Annotated in this window: 18 protein-coding genes; 14 read left to right on the forward strand and 4 right to left on the reverse strand. The window is 55.5% G+C overall.

Annotated elements, in window-relative coordinates:
- Window positions 1–33: 33 nt before the first annotated feature.
- Complete coding sequence (gene dnaA / locus AB5Y68_RS14620) at window positions 34–1404, reverse strand: chromosomal replication initiator protein DnaA (protein ID WP_039040645.1); 1371 nt, start codon at window positions 1402–1404, stop codon at window positions 34–36.
- Window positions 1405–1714: 310 nt separating this feature from the next.
- Here dnaA and AB5Y68_RS14625 point away from each other — a divergent pair, with 310 nt between their 5' ends.
- From AB5Y68_RS14625 to AB5Y68_RS14665, 9 genes are all read left to right on the forward strand, one after another.
- Window positions 1715–2473 carry an amino acid ABC transporter substrate-binding protein gene (locus AB5Y68_RS14625; RefSeq protein ID WP_039040644.1) on the forward strand — a complete coding sequence of 253 codons (759 nt, stop codon included), beginning with the start codon at window positions 1715–1717 and terminating at the stop codon, window positions 2471–2473.
- Entirely contained in the window at window positions 2474–3142 is a 669-nt protein-coding gene (locus AB5Y68_RS14630; RefSeq protein WP_010672283.1) for an amino acid ABC transporter permease, read from the forward strand. It abuts the gene before it with no gap.
- Between the two features lie 12 nt (window positions 3143–3154).
- Window positions 3155–3889, forward strand: a complete 735-nt coding sequence (locus AB5Y68_RS14635) for an amino acid ABC transporter ATP-binding protein (RefSeq protein WP_010672282.1) — start codon at window positions 3155–3157, stop codon at window positions 3887–3889.
- A 270-nt stretch (window positions 3890–4159) separates the two neighbouring features.
- A complete protein-coding gene (gene rpmH, locus AB5Y68_RS14640) occupies window positions 4160–4294 on the forward strand; it encodes a 50S ribosomal protein L34 (protein ID WP_005307156.1) in 135 nt (44 codons plus the stop codon).
- Window positions 4294–4653, forward strand: coding sequence for a ribonuclease P protein component (gene rnpA / locus AB5Y68_RS14645; RefSeq protein ID WP_010672281.1), 360 nt, complete (start codon window positions 4294–4296; stop codon window positions 4651–4653). The genes rpmH and rnpA overlap by 1 nt, the downstream gene beginning before the upstream one ends.
- The gene (yidD, locus tag AB5Y68_RS14650; protein WP_010672280.1) at window positions 4620–4868 is read left to right on the forward strand and encodes a membrane protein insertion efficiency factor YidD; all 249 of its coding nucleotides are present in this window, start codon (window positions 4620–4622) and stop codon (window positions 4866–4868) included. The genes rnpA and yidD overlap by 34 nt, the downstream gene beginning before the upstream one ends.
- A 5-nt stretch (window positions 4869–4873) precedes the next feature.
- A complete protein-coding gene (gene yidC / locus AB5Y68_RS14655) occupies window positions 4874–6520 on the forward strand; it encodes a membrane protein insertase YidC (protein WP_010672279.1) in 1647 nt (548 codons plus the stop codon).
- A gap of 109 nt (window positions 6521–6629) precedes the next feature.
- Window positions 6630–7991, forward strand: a complete 1362-nt coding sequence (mnmE, locus tag AB5Y68_RS14660; RefSeq protein WP_010672278.1) for a tRNA uridine-5-carboxymethylaminomethyl(34) synthesis GTPase MnmE — start codon at window positions 6630–6632, stop codon at window positions 7989–7991.
- Window positions 7992–8153: 162 nt separating this feature from the next.
- Window positions 8154–9293, forward strand: a complete 1140-nt coding sequence (locus AB5Y68_RS14665; RefSeq protein WP_368207293.1) for a site-specific integrase — start codon at window positions 8154–8156, stop codon at window positions 9291–9293.
- Between the two features lie 201 nt (window positions 9294–9494).
- Here the strand turns inward: AB5Y68_RS14665 and repC are convergent, their stop codons facing one another.
- The 3 genes from repC to AB5Y68_RS14680 are packed head-to-tail and all read right to left on the reverse strand — an operon-like array spanning window position 9495 to window position 11515.
- Window positions 9495–10295, reverse strand: coding sequence for a replication protein C, IncQ-type (repC, locus tag AB5Y68_RS14670; RefSeq protein ID WP_058056544.1), 801 nt, complete (start codon window positions 10293–10295; stop codon window positions 9495–9497).
- A gap of 25 nt (window positions 10296–10320) precedes the next feature.
- Window positions 10321–11172 (reverse strand): helicase RepA family protein, encoded by an 852-nt coding sequence (locus AB5Y68_RS14675; protein WP_368207295.1) that lies wholly within the window; start codon window positions 11170–11172, stop codon window positions 10321–10323.
- A 7-nt stretch (window positions 11173–11179) separates the two neighbouring features.
- Window positions 11180–11515, reverse strand: a complete 336-nt coding sequence (locus AB5Y68_RS14680; protein WP_368207297.1) for a helix-turn-helix domain-containing protein — start codon at window positions 11513–11515, stop codon at window positions 11180–11182.
- A 340-nt stretch (window positions 11516–11855) separates the two neighbouring features.
- Between AB5Y68_RS14680 and AB5Y68_RS14685 the strand changes: the two genes are divergently transcribed.
- From AB5Y68_RS14685 to AB5Y68_RS14705, 5 genes are read left to right on the forward strand one after another with little or no spacing between them, the layout of a single operon-like run.
- Window positions 11856–12260, forward strand: coding sequence for a hypothetical protein (locus AB5Y68_RS14685; RefSeq protein ID WP_152610198.1), 405 nt, complete (start codon window positions 11856–11858; stop codon window positions 12258–12260).
- Window positions 12260–12898: a restriction endonuclease subunit S gene (locus tag AB5Y68_RS14690; RefSeq protein ID WP_039040639.1), complete on the forward strand. Its 639-nt coding sequence runs from the start codon at window positions 12260–12262 to the stop codon at window positions 12896–12898. Before AB5Y68_RS14685 ends, AB5Y68_RS14690 begins: the two co-directional genes overlap by 1 nt.
- Window positions 12895–14418, forward strand: coding sequence for a type I restriction-modification system subunit M (locus AB5Y68_RS14695; RefSeq protein WP_039040638.1), 1524 nt, complete (start codon window positions 12895–12897; stop codon window positions 14416–14418). Before AB5Y68_RS14690 ends, AB5Y68_RS14695 begins: the two co-directional genes overlap by 4 nt.
- Entirely contained in the window at window positions 14408–15649 is a 1242-nt protein-coding gene (locus AB5Y68_RS14700) for a restriction endonuclease subunit S (RefSeq protein ID WP_052258867.1), read from the forward strand. The genes AB5Y68_RS14695 and AB5Y68_RS14700 overlap by 11 nt, the downstream gene beginning before the upstream one ends.
- Complete coding sequence (locus tag AB5Y68_RS14705; protein WP_039040637.1) at window positions 15646–16344, forward strand: UPF0149 family protein; 699 nt, start codon at window positions 15646–15648, stop codon at window positions 16342–16344. The genes AB5Y68_RS14700 and AB5Y68_RS14705 overlap by 4 nt, the downstream gene beginning before the upstream one ends.
- The last annotated feature ends 3 nt before the right edge of the window (window positions 16345–16347 follow it).

Raw genomic sequence — 16347 nt, forward strand, 5'->3', positions numbered from 1 at the left:
ATGCAATCTGCATCTGTGCACTCCGTTCCGTTATCAGGAAGAAAGGGTACGGATCAGGTTGGAATAGTCTTCCTTGATGTCGTGACTCTCTTCCTTCAGCTGCTCGATCTTGCGGCAGGCATGAAGAACCGTGGTGTGGTCACGGCCACCAAAGGCATCCCCTATCTCAGGCAAACTGTGGTTGGTCAACTCCTTGGCCAGCGCCATCGCCAGCTGGCGCGGGCGGGCAACGGAGCGGGAGCGACGCTTGGAGAGCAGATCCGCCAGCTTGATCTTGTAATACTCCGCCACCGTCTTCTGGATGTTGTCGATGGTGACCAGCTTCTCCTGCAAGGCCAGGAGATCGCGCAGCGCCTCGCGCACGAAGTCGATGTTGATGGCGCGGCCGGTGAAGTTGGCGTTGGCGATCACCCGGTTGAGGGCACCTTCCAGTTCACGGACGTTGGAGCGAAGCCGTTTGGCGATGAAAAAGGCCACTTCGTCCGGCAGATGGATCTGGTTCTCGTCCGCCTTGCGCATCAGGATGGCAACCCGGGTCTCCAGCTCGGGCGGCTCGATCGCCACCGTGAGTCCCCAGCCGAAGCGGGACTTGAGACGATCTTCCACCCCGTTGATCTCTTTCGGATAGCGGTCCGAGGTCAGAATGATCTGCTGGTTGCCTTCAAGCAGGGCATTGAAGGTGTGGAAGAACTCCTCCTGGGAGCGCTCCTTGTTGGCGAAGAACTGGATGTCATCGATGAGCAGGGCATCGACGCTACGGTAATAACGCTTGAACTCTTCAATGGCGTTATTCTGCAGCGCCTTCACCATGTCCTGCACGAACCGTTCGGAGTGCATGTAGATGACTTTGGCGTCTTTCTTGCGATCCTTGATGGCATTGCCAACGGCGTGCAGCAGGTGGGTCTTGCCCAGGCCGGTTCCGCCATAGAGGAACAGCGGGTTGTAGGCACCACCCGGATTGTCGGCCACCTGACGGGCGGCCGCACGGGCCAGCTGGTTGGACTTACCCTCGACGAAATTCTCGAAGGTATAGTTCACGTTGGTGTTGCTCTTGTGGTTTGGCTCGGGCTTGTTTTCGGCCTTGTTTTCCCAGCTCTTGGGAGAGTTATTCACAGGATCGACACCACGGGCCGGCGCCCTGGCGACCGCGACGGGATGAGGGCGATTGCCGATATCAAAACGCAGGGTGGGAGCGTCGGCTCCGCACAGCTCGTTGATGATGCCGTTGACCCGGAGCAGGTACTTGTCGCGTACCCAGTCCAGAACAAAGCGGTTCGGTGCATACAGGGTCAGAGTATTGTCACTCAACTCCGCTTGAAGCGGCCGGATCCACATGCTGAATTCTGCCGAGGGCAACTCATCTTGCAGCCGGTTAAGGCACTGCTGCCATAGCGAAGCAGTCACTCTAGACTCCCGTCAATTGATTAAGTAAAGACCGGCTATTCTACGTTTTTAGTGGCCGGATCTCCAGTTGCTGCCGCACGGATCCAGCAAATAAGATCCTTGACTTTCAAGGATCCAACGCCCCAGGATCCCATTTCATCCCCAAAGTTACCCACAGCCGGATATCGGCAATGTGGACAGAATGGCGCGCTGCAACCATAGTTATTTTATATAACCAAATATCATTTATTTTTTATATTTTATTCCAATAACATCAGCGCCAACCCGTGATTACAACTAAAAATACAGCACTACAGAGAGAGGAATCCCCATGAAATCCACCATCAAACTGATTTCCGGCGCCGCCATTCTGCTGGCCAGCCTGTCCGGCCAGGCCATCGCCCAGGAAACCATCAAGGTCGGCATGTCCGGCAAATATTTCCCGTTCACCTTCGTCAAGCAGGACAAGCTGCAGGGCTTCGAGGTGGACATGTGGAACCAGATCGGTGAGCGCACCGGCTACAAGGTCGAGTTCGTGACCGCCAGCTTCTCCGGCCTGTTCGGCATGCTGGAAACCGGCCGCGTTGACACCATCTCCAACCAGATCACCATCACCGACGAGCGCAAGGCCAAGTACGCCTTCTCCCAGCCCTATGTCTATGACGGTGCCCAGATCGTGGTCCGCAAGGGCAACAACACCATCCACGGCATCAAGGATCTGGAAGGCAAGAAGGTCGCCGTCAACCTGGGCTCCAACTTCGAAGAGCTGCTGCGCAAGAACGACCCCAACAAGAAGATCGACATCCGCACCTATGACTCCGCCTTCGAGCAGGATGTCGCCCTGGGCCGCATCGACGCCTTCGTGATGGACCGCGTCTCCACCGCCCAGCTGATCAAGGAATCCAAGCTGCCGCTGCAACAGGCTGGTGCACCGTTCGAAACCATCGAGAACGCCCTGCCCTTCCTGAAGACCCCGGAAAAGCAGGCCGTGCTGAAGAAGGTTGACGATGCCCTCACCGCCATGCGCAAAGACGGCACCCTGACCAAAATCTCCGAAAAATGGTTCGCAGCGGACATCACCAGCAAATAAATGATGGAATTTGACCTCGAGTACACGCTAGGGCTGTTTCCCATCCTGCTCAAATACCTGGGCACCACGATGGAAATGGCCCTGTGGGGATTCGTATTGGCACTCGTACTGTCGCTGATCCTGGCGATAGTACGGGTGTTTCGCGTTCCCGCACTTCACTGGCTGGCGATGCTGTATATCTCGTTCTTCCGGGGTACACCGCTGCTCGTCCAGCTGTTCCTGCTCTATTACGGGCTGCCGCAGCTCTTCCCCATCTTCGTGGGGATGGATGCCTTTACCGCCGCCATCATCGGCCTGACCCTGCACTTCGCCGCCTACATGGCCGAGTCGATCCGGGCAGCCATTCTCGGCATCCACAAGAGCCAGATGGAAGCCGCCCTCAGCATCGGCATGAGTCGGCTGCAGGCGATGCAGCGGATCATCCTGCCCCAGGCGGCCCGCATCGCGACACCATCGCTGATGAACTACTTCATCGACATGATCAAGAGCACTTCCCTGGCGTTTACCCTGGGAGTGGCGGAGATCATGGGCAAGGCCCAGATGGAAGCGGCCTCCTCCTTCAAGTTCTTCGAGAGCTTCATGGCGGTGGCGCTGATCTACTGGGTGGTGGTCATCTTCTTCACCCGCTTGCAGCATCTGCTGGAAGTGCGGCTGAACCGTGCTTATTAAAGGAGGCCTGTCATGATCAACCTAACGGGTCTCTCCAAGGCCTATGACGGAAATCAGGTGCTCAACGGCATCGATCTTGAGGTAAAGAAGGGGGAGATTGTCGTCATCATCGGCCCCTCCGGTACCGGCAAGTCGACTCTGCTGCGCTGCCTCAACCTGCTGGAAACCCCGGATGCAGGGCGGCTCGTCATCGATGACCTCGCCGTGGATCTGGCCAAGGCCAGCGACCAGCAGGCCATCGAACTGCGCAAACGCGCCTCTTTCGTGTTCCAGAACTACGCCCTGTTCGCCAACAAGACGGCGCTGGACAACATCGCCGAGGGGCTGATCACCGTCTGGAAACAGCCGAAGGCGGAGGCTCGTGCCACTGCCCTGGGCATCCTCAAGGACATCGGCCTCGCCGAGAAACAGGATGCCTACCCGGCCTCCCTCTCCGGCGGCCAGCAACAGCGCGTCGGCATCGGCCGGGCCATGGCGGCCCACTCCAAGGTGATCCTGTTTGACGAGCCCACCTCCGCCCTCGATCCCGAGTGGGTCGACGAGGTGCTGGGCCTGATGAAGCAGCTCGCCCGCCAGCACCAGACCATGGTGGTGGTGACCCACGAGATCGAGTTTGCCCGTGATGTCGCCGATCGGGTGATCTTCATGGAAGGAGGCCGGATCGTGGAGCAGGGCCCGCCGGATCAGATATTGGTCGATCCGCAGGATCCCCGTACCCGGGAGTTCCTGCGCAAAGTACTTAAATAGCTCTCTCTTTGGCGGCCTGGCCGCCTTTTTTCTTGAGGGATCCTTGTTTAACCCCGGGTTGCCAGTATAATTCGGGGCCCTTGATCCTCCGGATCCTGCCAGATTTATCCCGCTCGGTCGACGAACGGGGCGAGATGGAAAGGAACGGCGGATTGACGAGAAGCTGAACTCTGTTTAGAATTCGGCCTCTTTTGCTAGTCGTCACACGCTATAGCTGGCGCGTCGGCTAAGTGTGACAATCAAAACTGTACAGAAATACGGAATCGAATCATGAAACGTACTTTTCAACCGTCCAACCTGAAGCGCAAGCGCTCTCACGGTTTCCGCGCTCGCATGGCTACTGCCAACGGCCGCAAAGTTCTGGCCGCTCGTCGTGCCAAGGGTCGTGCCCGCCTGGTAGTCTAATGCCTACCCAGCACACCTTCTCTCGGGAGTTACGTCTGTTAACTCCCGAACACTTCAAACGCGTTTTCGCCGAGCCTGTCCGGGCCGCTTCTCCGCAAATTACGCTTCTTGCTTGCCCCAACTCCCTCGAACACCCCCGTCTTGGCCTCGCCGTGCCCAAAAAGGCGCTCAAGCGTGCCGTCTGGCGCAACCGTGTAAAACGAGTGGTTCGGGAAAGTTTTCGCCTCAATCAAGCCAATCTGCCCGCTATCGACATCGTCGTGATCGCCAAGGGTGGCGTGAAGGAGATGGACAACGAAGCGCTGTTCAAGTTACTGGAAAAGCTATGGCGCACTCTGTCACGCCGTTGCAATGGGTAGCAATCAAACTGATACGCCTGTATCAGCTAATCATTAGTCCCCTGCTCGGGCCGCGCTGCCGTTTCACCCCGACTTGTTCCCAATTTGCGATAGAAGCAATCCGACTTCACGGTTTCATAAAAGGCGTTTGGTTAGCCAGCAAACGTCTATTAAAATGCCATCCCTTATCCGAGGGTGGTTATGACCCGGTTCCGCAACCAAAGCGAAGAAACTGAAGACTATGGAATCACAACGCAATTTACTCCTGATCGGTTTGCTGTTCGTGAGCTTCTTGCTCTGGCAACAGTGGGAGTCCGACAAGGCTCCGAAGCCGGCCCCGACTACCGTGGCCCAAACCGAACATTTCGTACCTGAAGCCGGTCAGACCGGTGATATTCCTCAGGTTTCCGAGCAAGCAAATGGTAACGCCGCGCGCAAGCTGATCACCGTCTCCTCCGACGTGCTCAAATTGACCCTGGACACCCAGGGCGGTGACATCGTCTCTGCCGAACTGCTGGCCCACAAGCTGGAAGAAGGGAAGGAACAGCCGTTCACCCTGCTGACCAGCCAGCCTGCCCACCTCTATGTGGCCCAGAGCGGTCTGGTCGGTCGCAATGGTCCGGACAGCCAGGCCCAGGGTCGTCCCACCTATGAAGCCGCCCAGACCAGCTATCAGCTGGCCGATGGTCAGGATCAAGTCGTCGTTCCGATGACCTGGACCGACAGCAAGGGTGTGGTCTTCACCAAGGAGTTCGTGCTCAAGCGCGGTGATTACGCCGTGGGCGTCGACTACAAGATCGACAACAAGTCTGCCGAGCCGGTCCAGGTACAGTTCTACGGTCAGCTGAAGCAGACCATGACCACGCCGAAGGATCAGGAAGGTCATGCCATGGTGGCCAGTGCCTACCGTGGTGGAGCCTTCTCCAGCGAAGACTCCCGCTACAAGAAGTACACCTTCGACGAGATGAAGGATGCCGACCTGAACAAGACCACCCAGGGTGGTTGGGTCGCCATGCTGCAGCACTACTTCGTCTCCGCCTGGGCCCCGAATGCCAACGACACCAACAGCTTCTACAGCCGCGTGATCCCGGGCAAGGACCAGGCCATCATCGGCTACAAGGCGCCGCTGGTTGACGTCGCTGCCGGCCAGCAGGCCGAAGTGAGCGGCAAGCTGTGGATCGGTCCCAAGCTGCAGGATCAGATGGCCAAGGTGGCAAACCACCTGGATCTGACCGTCGACTACGGCTGGCTCTGGTTCATCGCCCAACCGCTGCACTGGCTGCTGACCGTGTTCCACGGTTTCGTCCAGAACTGGGGTCTGGCCATCATCATGCTGACCCTGCTGGTGCGCGGCATCATGTTCCCGCTGACCAAGGCCCAGTACACCTCCATGGCCAAGATGCGCATGCTCCAGCCCAAGCTGGCTGCGCTCAAGGAACGCTTCGGTGACGATCGCCAGAAGATGTCCCAGGGCATGATGGAGCTGTACAAGAAGGAGAAGGTCAACCCGCTGGGCGGCTGCCTGCCCATCCTGGTACAGATGCCCATCTTCATCGCCCTCTACTGGGCACTGATGGAGTCTGTCGAGCTGCGTCACGCGCCGTTCGCCCTGTGGATCACCGACCTGTCGGTGAAGGACCCCTTCTTCGTACTGCCAATCCTCATGGGTGCCTCCATGTGGTATCTGCAGAAGATGAGCCCGACCACCATCACGGACCCGATGCAGCAGAAGGTGATGCAGTTCATGCCGATCATCTTCACCTTCATGTTCCTCTGGTTCCCGGCAGGTCTGACTCTGTACTGGCTGGTGAGCAACGTCATCTCCATCATCCAGCAGACCATCATCTATCGTCAGCTGGAGAAGAAAGGCCTGCACTCACGCAACTGATGCGCAGCCCATCTTTCCTGATGACAAAAGAGGCGGCCTTCGGGCCGCCTTTTTTATTACAATGTCCCCCACCCTCTTACTCATTCAGCCAACCAGCGAGTCAAGCAAGATGACAACAGATACCATCGTGGCCCAGGCCACCGCCCCCGGCCGTGGCGGCGTCGGCATAGTCCGCGTCTCCGGCCCTGCCGCCGAGCGGGTCGCCGAGATAGTGCTCGGCAAGCTCCCCAGGGTGCGTTATGCCGAATATCTGCCGTTCAGGGACGAGCAGGGCCAGGCGCTGGATCAGGGCATCGCCCTGCTGTTCAAGGCCCCCAACAGCTTCACCGGCGAAGACGTGCTGGAGCTGCAGGGCCATGGCGGCCCCGTCATTCTCGACATGCTGATCCGCCGCATCCTGCAGATCGACGGCATCCGCCCCGCCCGCCCGGGCGAGTTCAGCGAGCGCGCCTTCCTCAACGACAAGCTGGATCTGGCCCAGGCCGAGGCCATCGCCGATCTCATCGAAGCCTCCAGCGAGCAGGCCGCCCGCAGCGCCATGCACTCCCTGCAGGGGCAGTTCTCCGGCAAGGTTCAGCAGTTGGTGGAGAGCCTCACCCGGCTGCGCATCTATGTGGAAGCGGCCATCGACTTCCCGGATGAAGAGATCGACTTTCTCTCCGACGGCAAGGTGGCGGGTGACCTCTACGCCATCATGTCCGAGCTGGACGACGTGCGCGGCGAGGCCAAGCAGGGTGCCCTGCTGCGAGAGGGGATGAAGGTGGTGATCGCCGGTCGCCCCAACGCTGGCAAATCGAGCCTGCTCAACGCCCTCGCAGGCCGCGAGTCCGCCATCGTCACCGAGATCGCCGGTACCACCCGCGACGTGCTGCGCGAGCACATCCATCTGGATGGCATGCCGCTGCACATCATCGACACCGCGGGCCTGCGCGATACCCAGGACAAGGTGGAACAGATCGGCATCGAGCGTGCCTGGGCCGAGATCGAACAGGCCGACCGGGTGCTGTTCATGGTGGACGGCACCACCACGGATGCCGTCGATCCCCACGACATCTGGCCGGAATTCGTTGATCGGTTGCCAAAAAACATCGGCCTCACCGTGGTGCGCAACAAGGCGGACCTGACCGGCGAGGATCTGGCACCGAGCCAGGAGCAGGGCCACGCCGTCTATCGCATCTCCGCCAAGACCGAGCTGGGGCTGCCCGCACTGCGCGAGCACCTCAAGGCCTGCATGGGCTTCCAGGGCAACACCGAAGGGGGCTTCATGGCCCGCCGCCGCCACCTGGACGCACTGGAGCGTGCCGCCGAACGGCTGCTGGTAGCCAGGGAGCAGCTTGAGGTCTATGTGGCTGGCGAACTGGTAGCCGAGGAGCTGCGCCTGGCCCAGGAGTCCCTGTCCGAGATCACCGGCGAGTTCAGCTCCGACGATCTGCTGGGCCGCATCTTCTCCAGCTTCTGCATCGGCAAGTAATGTGGTGAAAAATCAGCAATAAAAAGCAGCCAGTGAGAACATAAGACATTGTAAATATTGGACTTTGTTTTTTACTGGCTATTCTTGCCTGATCTTGTTTCGTGAGAATTTACCCCGAGAGTACCCCAAAGTAACCTCTTGGGGTACTTTTGGGGGACACTTATGAAGATCAGCATCGAATACCGCGCACCGGACGCCGAAGGCAAGCGCGCTCTGCGCTTAACCTACTACGCCGGCTCCTACCTTGACCAAACCACGGGCATCCGCAAGCACAAACGCAGCAGAGAGACCCTGGATCTCTTCCTGTACGACAAGCCGCGTACCCCAGCACAGCGGCTCCACAACAAAGAAACCCAGCGAGCAGCCGAAGCCATCCGCGCCAAGCGACTCTTCGAGTACGAGACTGGTAAACACCATCTGGATTTCTCGAACGCCTACAAGGCCAGCTTCTTCGAGTACTTCCAAGAGGTTACAGACCAAAAAGCGGCAGGTAGCAAGAGCAACCACTCCATCTGGATATCAGCCCTCAAGCATTTACGCCAGTACCATAAGCTGCCGGAGCTGACTTTCGAGGAAGTAGATCAGCTGTTCCTGGAGGGGTTTCGGCATTACCTGATGCACAAGGCCCGCACCAAAAGCGGCACACCACTGAGCCGCAACACCCAAAGTGCCTATTTCAACAAGTTAAGGGCGGCCCTGAACCAGGCTGAGCAGGAACGGCTGCTACCGGATAATCCGGTACGACGTGTCAAAGCTATCCAGGGGGAGAAGAACAAACGGGTTTACCTGACCGAAGACGAGGTACGAGCCCTGGCCCAGGCCGAGTGCCGGTACGACGTTCTTAAGCGCGCCTTTCTGTTCTCTTGTTGCACTGGCTTGCGCTGGTCCGACATTCACAAGCTGACCTGGGCAGAGCTGGAGCCCTTCTATGGCCATTACCGTATCGTATTCACCCAGAAAAAGACCAGCGGCCTGCAATACCTGGATTTGAATGACATGGCGATGCAGCTGATGGGGCGCCCAGGCAAGGCAACAGAGCGGATCTTCAAGGGCCTCAAGTACTCGGCTTGGCACAACATGGAGCTCACCCGGTGGGCGTTGCAGGCGAGTATAACCAAGAAGGTAACCTTCCACAGCGCGCGTCATACCTTCGCCGTCATCCAGCTTAACCGCGGCGTCGATATCTATGCCCTTTCCCGCTTGCTGGGGCACAGTGAGCTGAGAACCACCGAGATCTACGCCGACATTCTTGAATCGCGGCGCCGAGATGCCATGCTCGATTTCCCCAATGTCTTGGGGTGATAGAAGCACCCTCGACAAGATCATGGCCAGGAAGAGCCAACAAATAGGCCAGCGCAACCATGCGCTGGCCTAGATTATCTTAGATAATATAGATCGGATTTCAGGATCGCCCTGCAGCCCAAGCGGTAACTGGGTTTCACTGAATTGGCTTGTGACCGTTATCGTGAACTTTGTGACCACTTTCGTGATAGTTTGTGACCGTTATCGTGATAGTGCAGGCCGGCCGATGGTAAACCGCCCCTTGGCATGTTCACTGATTGACCAACCCAGTTCAGCCAGTTCATACAGTGCCTTGCGAACTCGCGATTGCCGCTTTCGGTTGGTGGCCGCGCTGGACTTATCAGGAAAAGCGTAAGAGACCAGTTTATCTAAACCTACTGGCTTGCTGCGGCCACAATCAATCCAGGCACAAAGCCGCTGATGCAATATCCGGGCAGTGCTACTACGCAGTTGCCGTACCTCAGCCAGATCGATATAGGTATATCGGCCATTACCCAATATGGCATTGGTCAGCAATGGATTAAGCGCCACAAAGAGCCTATCGGTCAGGGGATCGCTGGCATAGTTCGCCAGCAGACGAAAACCACTACGCAAGCCTGCTACCTGTGCTATTACCGACACCTTCCACAACCGCTCGACAGTGCGACGCACCGTATTGGTGTCACGAGGGTTTGCGTAACCAATCTCCTTGGCCAGTTTGCGCAAGCTGCTTTTGACTACCAAGACATCCTGCTGGTTGGCAATCCCACGCAGCTGAAGTAGGTCTCGTAATATCTCTCCGGTTTCACCACTCGCAATAGTCCCAATCTTGCCACTTTCTGATTCAAGCCCAGCTAGGGCAACCAACCCTTGAAGTACGCGCAAATCGTCAGCCCCCAAGGGTTCTGGCCCAGAAAACTCAATCTGATTACCGTTATCCAAACGGTAAATCACCTCCAGCTTGTCACGGCGGCGTTGGCCATTCGAGATCGCCCTAAACAACCCGGGAGCAAGGCAGTGCATATGGTCGTGCCGGGCATGAGTCAATTCAAAGCAAGGCACGTTTGCCCCCAGCCCAGCGTATTTCGTCAAAACCAGCGGGGTACAGCACACCTCCTTCCTTCCGCTCCAGCCAGCGCTCCGGTAGTGGCGGCCCATAATTGCTTTTGCTTACCCCAAACCGCACGTAAAGCTGGCTCTTCTCTACCGATACGCCCAGCTTCTGCGCCTCTTTCTTGGTCATAGTGGCGAGATAGGCCTGCCAGCGAACGTTGTCCACCAGTACCGACGAACCACGGCTTGCCTGCTGCAGATCGCCAGCTTCTTGGAATACCGCAGATTTACTGGTGTGGTGTACAAACAACACAGCGCATCCCTTCAGCATGGCCAGCCGTTCCAGCTGACCCAGCACCAGTGTCATAGCACAGGCTGCATTCTCATCAGCATCGTGAAAGCGTCTCAGTGTATCGATAACCACCAACCTGACCCCCTCAGCCCAAATGGCAATCGCTTCCCACCAATGGCTATCCAGCACATTCGGGCTGGCACCCTGAAGCGATATCAAACGAAGGTATCGTTCAACGTTGGCACGAAGTTCAGCATCAAGACCTCTGCCCAAGGCAAACAAGCGCTGGTGCAGTACAGGCCAAGGGTCCTCGGCAGGCAGGTAGAGCACAGCTCCCCTGCCCAGATTGCCAAGCCCAATCCAATCCGGCCCACCGGATATCTGCATTGCCAGTTGTAATGCCAACATCGATTTGCCCACCCCTCCCGGTGACACCAAAGCACCAACGCAGCCAACAGGCAGCCCCGGGAGGACAAAATCGAGGGGTTTTGGAGGCTCAACAAAAGCCGACCGGAGATCCTGGGGGCAGAGAGATGTAATCAGATCCTGTGTCATACCCACCTCACAACCGCCCATGGCTAGCTTGCCGCACACGCTTGGTTACATGCTCAGTGAGTTCGGCGTCTGCTGAAATGCGGTGGGAGAGCAACCAGTCCAGCAGCTCAACGCGCTTGAAGTAGATCTTTTTGCCTTGTGGCTTGTAATGCGGCAGACGCTTTTCGCTGGTCAGCCGGTACACATAGCAGACAGAAACCCCCAGCAACTCAGCGCACTCCTCGGCAGAAAGCACCTCTTTTTGCGCCTGTCCTTGCTGGATTACCAACTGCTTAAGCTCATAAAGCTCTTTCAGGATTGCCCCATTCGGATCACTGAAAACTGACGAATTTTGTTCGCGCATGCAGATTGTCTCCTAGTTACAAACATCAGCATGCAAGAGCGTATCGGGGACCTAACAAAATCCAGAGCGCTGTAAGTGCCCGTTTTGGGCTCTTACAGCGCTTTCGGGAAAAATTTCACATGTGAAATTCATAAAGTATGGCAAGACAGCACGATGCAGTAGAAGGATTACTGTCATTTTTTGGTTGACAAAGACCGATATGAGCAGTCATCATACACAAACATCTTGTGCGTAGACGCTCTACTGTATGAGATGGGAGAAAATGCAGAGACAGGTGGCCGCCTGTCTCTGCGTTCAAACACCACAAGCAACCCGAAGTTAGTCACTATGGAGGATTTGAATGATGCAAGCATATCAAACAAACGAAGTACTACAAGATGGATGGATCGTAAGAGGCTTCTGTCTTGTTCAGAGCAATGCGTTAGCAAAGGCTATGACACAACCCAATGATGCAGGTCCCCAACCTCGTTTAGAAGTCAAACGCGGGAAATGGGCATTCCCTACCCCCGACAGCGTGAAATCAGCAAAAGATGCAGTTTTCTGCGATGCAGACCGCATCATTGCTCTTTACAACAAACATCATGGCGGCTCTCAGCAAAAAATTACGAGCCCAGTTAAGGCATGGTTTACAAAAGAAGCTTATCGCGCGGGTTGGGAAGATGTCGTGTTCCTGACGAATATCCAAGCTTGTCGGTGTGCAGGCTTCATGCTTCGCGCTCCGGCCCAGTCATGGGGAAAAGTGTAATGTCATCAATACCTAACCTTCTCTCACTAGGGGATATTGCCGATATACGAACTGGGTATACCTTTCGAGAAAGAGTCGATGAGGTCTCATCTAATAGTCAAGCCGATGCTCATGTGGTTCAAATCAAAGATGTTCGCAACATATGGGAGAGAACAAACACCCCACTCATTCAAGCTCAGCGACTTCCTTTGATCCGCTGGGAGGGTAGTAACAAAGCTTTTGCCTCCCCAGGTTCAGTTCTGCTTCCAGCTAGAGGAGCTAAAGGGGGATACTTTCGAGCCTCTTATCTGTCATCTGACCAACAGAGTCAATTGCCTGTTGTGGTCAGTAGCCAGCTTCTAATTATTACTCCGAAACAAGGTGTTCTACCTGAGTTCTTGTGCTGGGCGCTTAACCGCCCGGCAATGCAGTATTGGTTGTCTGAAGGGGCAAGTCAGGGAACCAACATTGTGATGCTCAATACAAAGGTGGCCAAAGAACTAAAACTGGAGATTCCAACCCTAGCCACGCAAGAAAAAATTCTGCACCTGAACAAATTGTGGGAACAGGAGCAACAGCTGACACAAGCCTTGTTAAAGAATCGAGAAACCATGCTGCAAGGCATGTTTCAGAATTTGCTTAAGGAGAAAAAACAATGACAACTCAGATCAATCAGGACGTTATCAACAACACCGTTTGGGGTGCTTGCGATGTCTTCCGCGGCACCATCAGCGCCGACACCTACAAAGACTTCATCCTCACCATGCTGTTCCTGAAGTACATCTCCGATGTCTGGCAGGACCATTACGACAGCTACAAGAAAGAGTACGGCGACGCACCAGAGCTTATCGAAGAGATGATGAAGAGCGAGCGCTTTGTGCTGCCCAAACAATCCAGCTTCTACACACTCTATGAACGACGTCACGAGCCAGGAAACGGCGAGCGGATCGATCAGGCTCTGCATGCACTGGAAGAAGCCAACGGTACCAAGCTCAAAGATGGCAACAAGAGCGTGTTCCAGGACATCAGCTTCAACAGCGATCGCCTCGGCGAAGAGAAGCAGAAAAACACCATACTGCGCTATCTGCTGGAGGAATTTGCCAAACCGGAGCTCAACCTGAAACCAAGCCGGGTCGGCAACCTTGACGTGATTGGCAACGCCTACGAGTACCTGATCGGCAAGTTTGCCGCCAACAGCGGCCAGAAGGCTGGCGAGTACTACACCCCGCCCGAGGTCTCCGACCTGATGGCCGAACTGCTCGATCCGCAGCTCGACGATACCATCTGTGATCCCGCCTGTGGTTCCGGGTCGCTCTTGATGAAGTGCGGCCGCAAGGTGGTGCAAAACCACGGCAAGAAGCGTTACGCCCTCTACGGGCAGGAAGCCATCGGCTCCACCTGGTCGCTGGCCAAGATGAACATGTTCCTGCATGGGGAAGACAACCACAAAATCGAGTGGGGCGACACCATCCGCAACCCCAAGCTGCTGGATAAAAACGGCGATCTGATGCGCTTCGATATCGTGACAGCCAACCCGCCGTTCTCACTGGACAAGTGGGGGCATGATGAGGCCGAGCACGATAAGTTCGGCCGCTTCAAGCGCGGCATCCCGCCCAAGACCAAGGGGGATTACGCCTTTATCCTCCATATGATCGAGACCCTGAAACCCAAAAGCGGTCGCATGGGTGTCGTAGTCCCTCATGGCGTGCTGTTCCGCGGCTCCAGCGAAGGCAAGATCCGCCAAAATCTGATTGACGAGAACCTGCTCGATGCGGTGATCGGCCTGCCGGAGAAGCTGTTCTTTGGCACCGGCATCCCCGCCGCCATCCTGATCTTCAAAAAAGAGAAGGTGGACGACAATGTGCTGTTTATCGACGCCAGCCGCGAGTTCAAGGCCGGCAAGAACCAGAACATGCTGAGCCCGGAGAATATCGCCAAGATAGTCAAAACCTACCGCAACGGCGGCAATGTCGAGAAATACGCCTATCTTGCCTCGCTCAAAGAGATCAAGGAGAACGACTACAACCTCAATATCCCCCGCTATGTGGATACCTTCGAGGAAGAGGAAGAGATCGATCTGCTGGCGGTGCGTGCCGAGCGTGAACAGCTAAAAACTCAGCTGCTCGAGTTGGAAACCGAGATGGCCAACTATCTGGAGGAGTTGGGTTATGGTGCCTAATGGTTGGAACCGCACAACTCTGGGAGAGATTGCCGAATTTAAAAATGGGCTTAACTTCACTAAATCAGACAAGGGTGAGGCGATTAAGATCGTTGGTGTTGGCGACTTCAAAGACTTCGCCGAGCTCAGGTCAACTGATCTACTGGAAACGATTTATGTAAACAATAGGGTTCGAGACGAAGAGCTTTTGGAAGATGGAGACTTGCTATTTGTAAGGTCGAATGGCAATAAAGACTTAATTGGCCGCTGCTTATTTTTTCCTGCCGTCGCCACTAGACTTTCATATTCAGGCTTCACAATACGAGGTCGAGTTAACAAAAAGTTTGCTTTACCTGAATATATTTCCTTAGTCGCGCGTTCATCTCTGATGAAGCAACAAATATCAAAAAATGGTGGCGGGACAAATATTTCCAACTTAAGTCAGCAGATTTTAAGCGACGTTGTATTTTTGCTGCCTCCACTCCACGAACAAAAGAAAATAGCCAAAATCCTTTCCACTTGGGACAAGGCTATCACTACCACCGAGCAACTGCTGGCCAATAGCCAGCAGCAGAAAAAAGCCCTGATGCAACAACTGCTGACCGGCAAAAAACGCCTATTGGATAAGAATGGGGTGAGGTTTAGTGGGGAGTGGAAAGCTCAACGTATTGGTTCTCTTTTAAAAGAGGTTAAGCGGCCAGTTCAATGGGACGATGATCGTCAATATCACCTTTTAAGTGTCAAGCGCCGCTCGGAGGGAGTTGTGCTTCGTGAAATTTTAAAGGGTTCAGAGATTTTGACAAAAAAAATGAACACTGCACTTGCCGGTGACTTTTTAATCTCAAAGATGCAGGTTGTTCACGGAGCCACAGGGTTAGTAACAGAAGAGTTTAATAAGTGTCACATATCAGACTCATACATTGCTCTAAGGCCAAAAGATGATGAAAAAATAGATATTGCTTTTTTCTCTTGGTTCAGCAAACAAAAAATAATGTATCACAAGGCATTCCTTTGTAGCTATGGTGTTCATATTGAAAAGATGACCTTCAATTTCAATATGTTTGTAAAGGAAAAGGTTGTTATTCCAGCCACGCTTGAGGAACAACAAAAAATCGCCGCAGTCCTGTCCACCACCGATCAAGAAATCAGTGCCCTGCAACAAAAGCTCGACGCCCTAAAGCAAGAGAAAAAAGCGCTGATGCAACAGCTGCTGACCGGCAAACGGCGGGTCAAGGTGGAGGAGGCCGCATGAAAAAAGTGACCATTCACCCCATGACAGAGGCCGATGTGGAGTGGTTGGAGCAGCGGCTGATGGACCATGGCAACGACGACTCGATGCTGAGTCTGTCGGCGCTCGACGGCTTTCTGACTGCGGTACTCTCCGGCCCCGAGCTGGTGCCACCCAGCCAGTGGTGGCCGGTACTCTGGGGTGGCACGCCCCCTGAGTGGTCTTCCGAGCATGAGATGAAACAGGCGCTGGATTTGATCCTCGACCATATGAATATTCTGGCCCACACCCTCTGTTATCAGCCTCAGCACTTTATCCCGGTGCTAATGGCCAACTATGTCGAAGGGCAGGAGATCTGCAACGCCGAAGATTGGTGCTTTGGCTATCTGCGTGGCATGGCGCTGGGGAACTGGCCAGCCTTGCCAGAGGCACTGGGCCGCTCCCTTGAGGTGATCCGCCTGCATGGCAGCGATGATCTGCTGCCACAGCTTGCCAGCCTCTCGCTACCGGAACATCAACAGAGCGTGGCCGAAGTGGGCCCTGCCGCCCTGCGGCTGCACGCCCATTTTCTCGCCCAACGGGGGCCAAGCACAGCACCGATATCTGCGCCAACACTCACGCCAGTAACCCCGCCGGTTAGAGCGACCCCCAAGATCGGGCGCAATGACCCCTGCCCCTGTGGCAGCGGCAAGAAGTTCAAACAGTGCTGTTTGCACTGAGTT

Origin of the sequence: Aeromonas sp. R6-1 (assembly GCF_040908165.1) — a bacterium.
Taxonomy (GTDB): Bacteria; Pseudomonadota; Gammaproteobacteria; order Enterobacterales; family Aeromonadaceae; genus Aeromonas; species Aeromonas caviae.

Bases quoted from the DNA above. Each gene is read 5' to 3' on its own strand.
- AB5Y68_RS14700 (WP_052258867.1), top strand. From the start codon at position 14,408: ATGGTGCCTAATGGTTGGAACCGCACAACTCTGGGAGAGATTGCCGAA.
- AB5Y68_RS14675 (WP_368207295.1), bottom strand. From the start codon at position 11,172: ATGACACAGGATCTGATTACATCTCTCTGCCCCCAGGATCTCCGGTCG.
- AB5Y68_RS14630 (WP_010672283.1), top strand. From the start codon at position 2,474: ATGATGGAATTTGACCTCGAGTACACGCTAGGGCTGTTTCCCATCCTG.
- mnmE (WP_010672278.1), top strand. From the start codon at position 6,630: ATGACAACAGATACCATCGTGGCCCAGGCCACCGCCCCCGGCCGTGGC.
- AB5Y68_RS14690 (WP_039040639.1), top strand. From the start codon at position 12,260: ATGTCATCAATACCTAACCTTCTCTCACTAGGGGATATTGCCGATATA.
- AB5Y68_RS14680 (WP_368207297.1), bottom strand. From the start codon at position 11,515: ATGCGCGAACAAAATTCGTCAGTTTTCAGTGATCCGAATGGGGCAATC.
- AB5Y68_RS14635 (WP_010672282.1), top strand. From the start codon at position 3,155: ATGATCAACCTAACGGGTCTCTCCAAGGCCTATGACGGAAATCAGGTG.
- AB5Y68_RS14625 (WP_039040644.1), top strand. From the start codon at position 1,715: ATGAAATCCACCATCAAACTGATTTCCGGCGCCGCCATTCTGCTGGCC.
- repC (WP_058056544.1), bottom strand. From the start codon at position 10,295: ATGCACTGCCTTGCTCCCGGGTTGTTTAGGGCGATCTCGAATGGCCAA.
- rnpA (WP_010672281.1), top strand. From the start codon at position 4,294: ATGCCTACCCAGCACACCTTCTCTCGGGAGTTACGTCTGTTAACTCCC.
- AB5Y68_RS14685 (WP_152610198.1), top strand. From the start codon at position 11,856: ATGATGCAAGCATATCAAACAAACGAAGTACTACAAGATGGATGGATC.
- AB5Y68_RS14695 (WP_039040638.1), top strand. From the start codon at position 12,895: ATGACAACTCAGATCAATCAGGACGTTATCAACAACACCGTTTGGGGT.
- rpmH (WP_005307156.1), top strand. From the start codon at position 4,160: ATGAAACGTACTTTTCAACCGTCCAACCTGAAGCGCAAGCGCTCTCAC.
- AB5Y68_RS14705 (WP_039040637.1), top strand. From the start codon at position 15,646: ATGAAAAAAGTGACCATTCACCCCATGACAGAGGCCGATGTGGAGTGG.
- yidC (WP_010672279.1), top strand. From the start codon at position 4,874: ATGGAATCACAACGCAATTTACTCCTGATCGGTTTGCTGTTCGTGAGC.
- AB5Y68_RS14665 (WP_368207293.1), top strand. From the start codon at position 8,154: ATGAAGATCAGCATCGAATACCGCGCACCGGACGCCGAAGGCAAGCGC.
- yidD (WP_010672280.1), top strand. From the start codon at position 4,620: ATGGCGCACTCTGTCACGCCGTTGCAATGGGTAGCAATCAAACTGATA.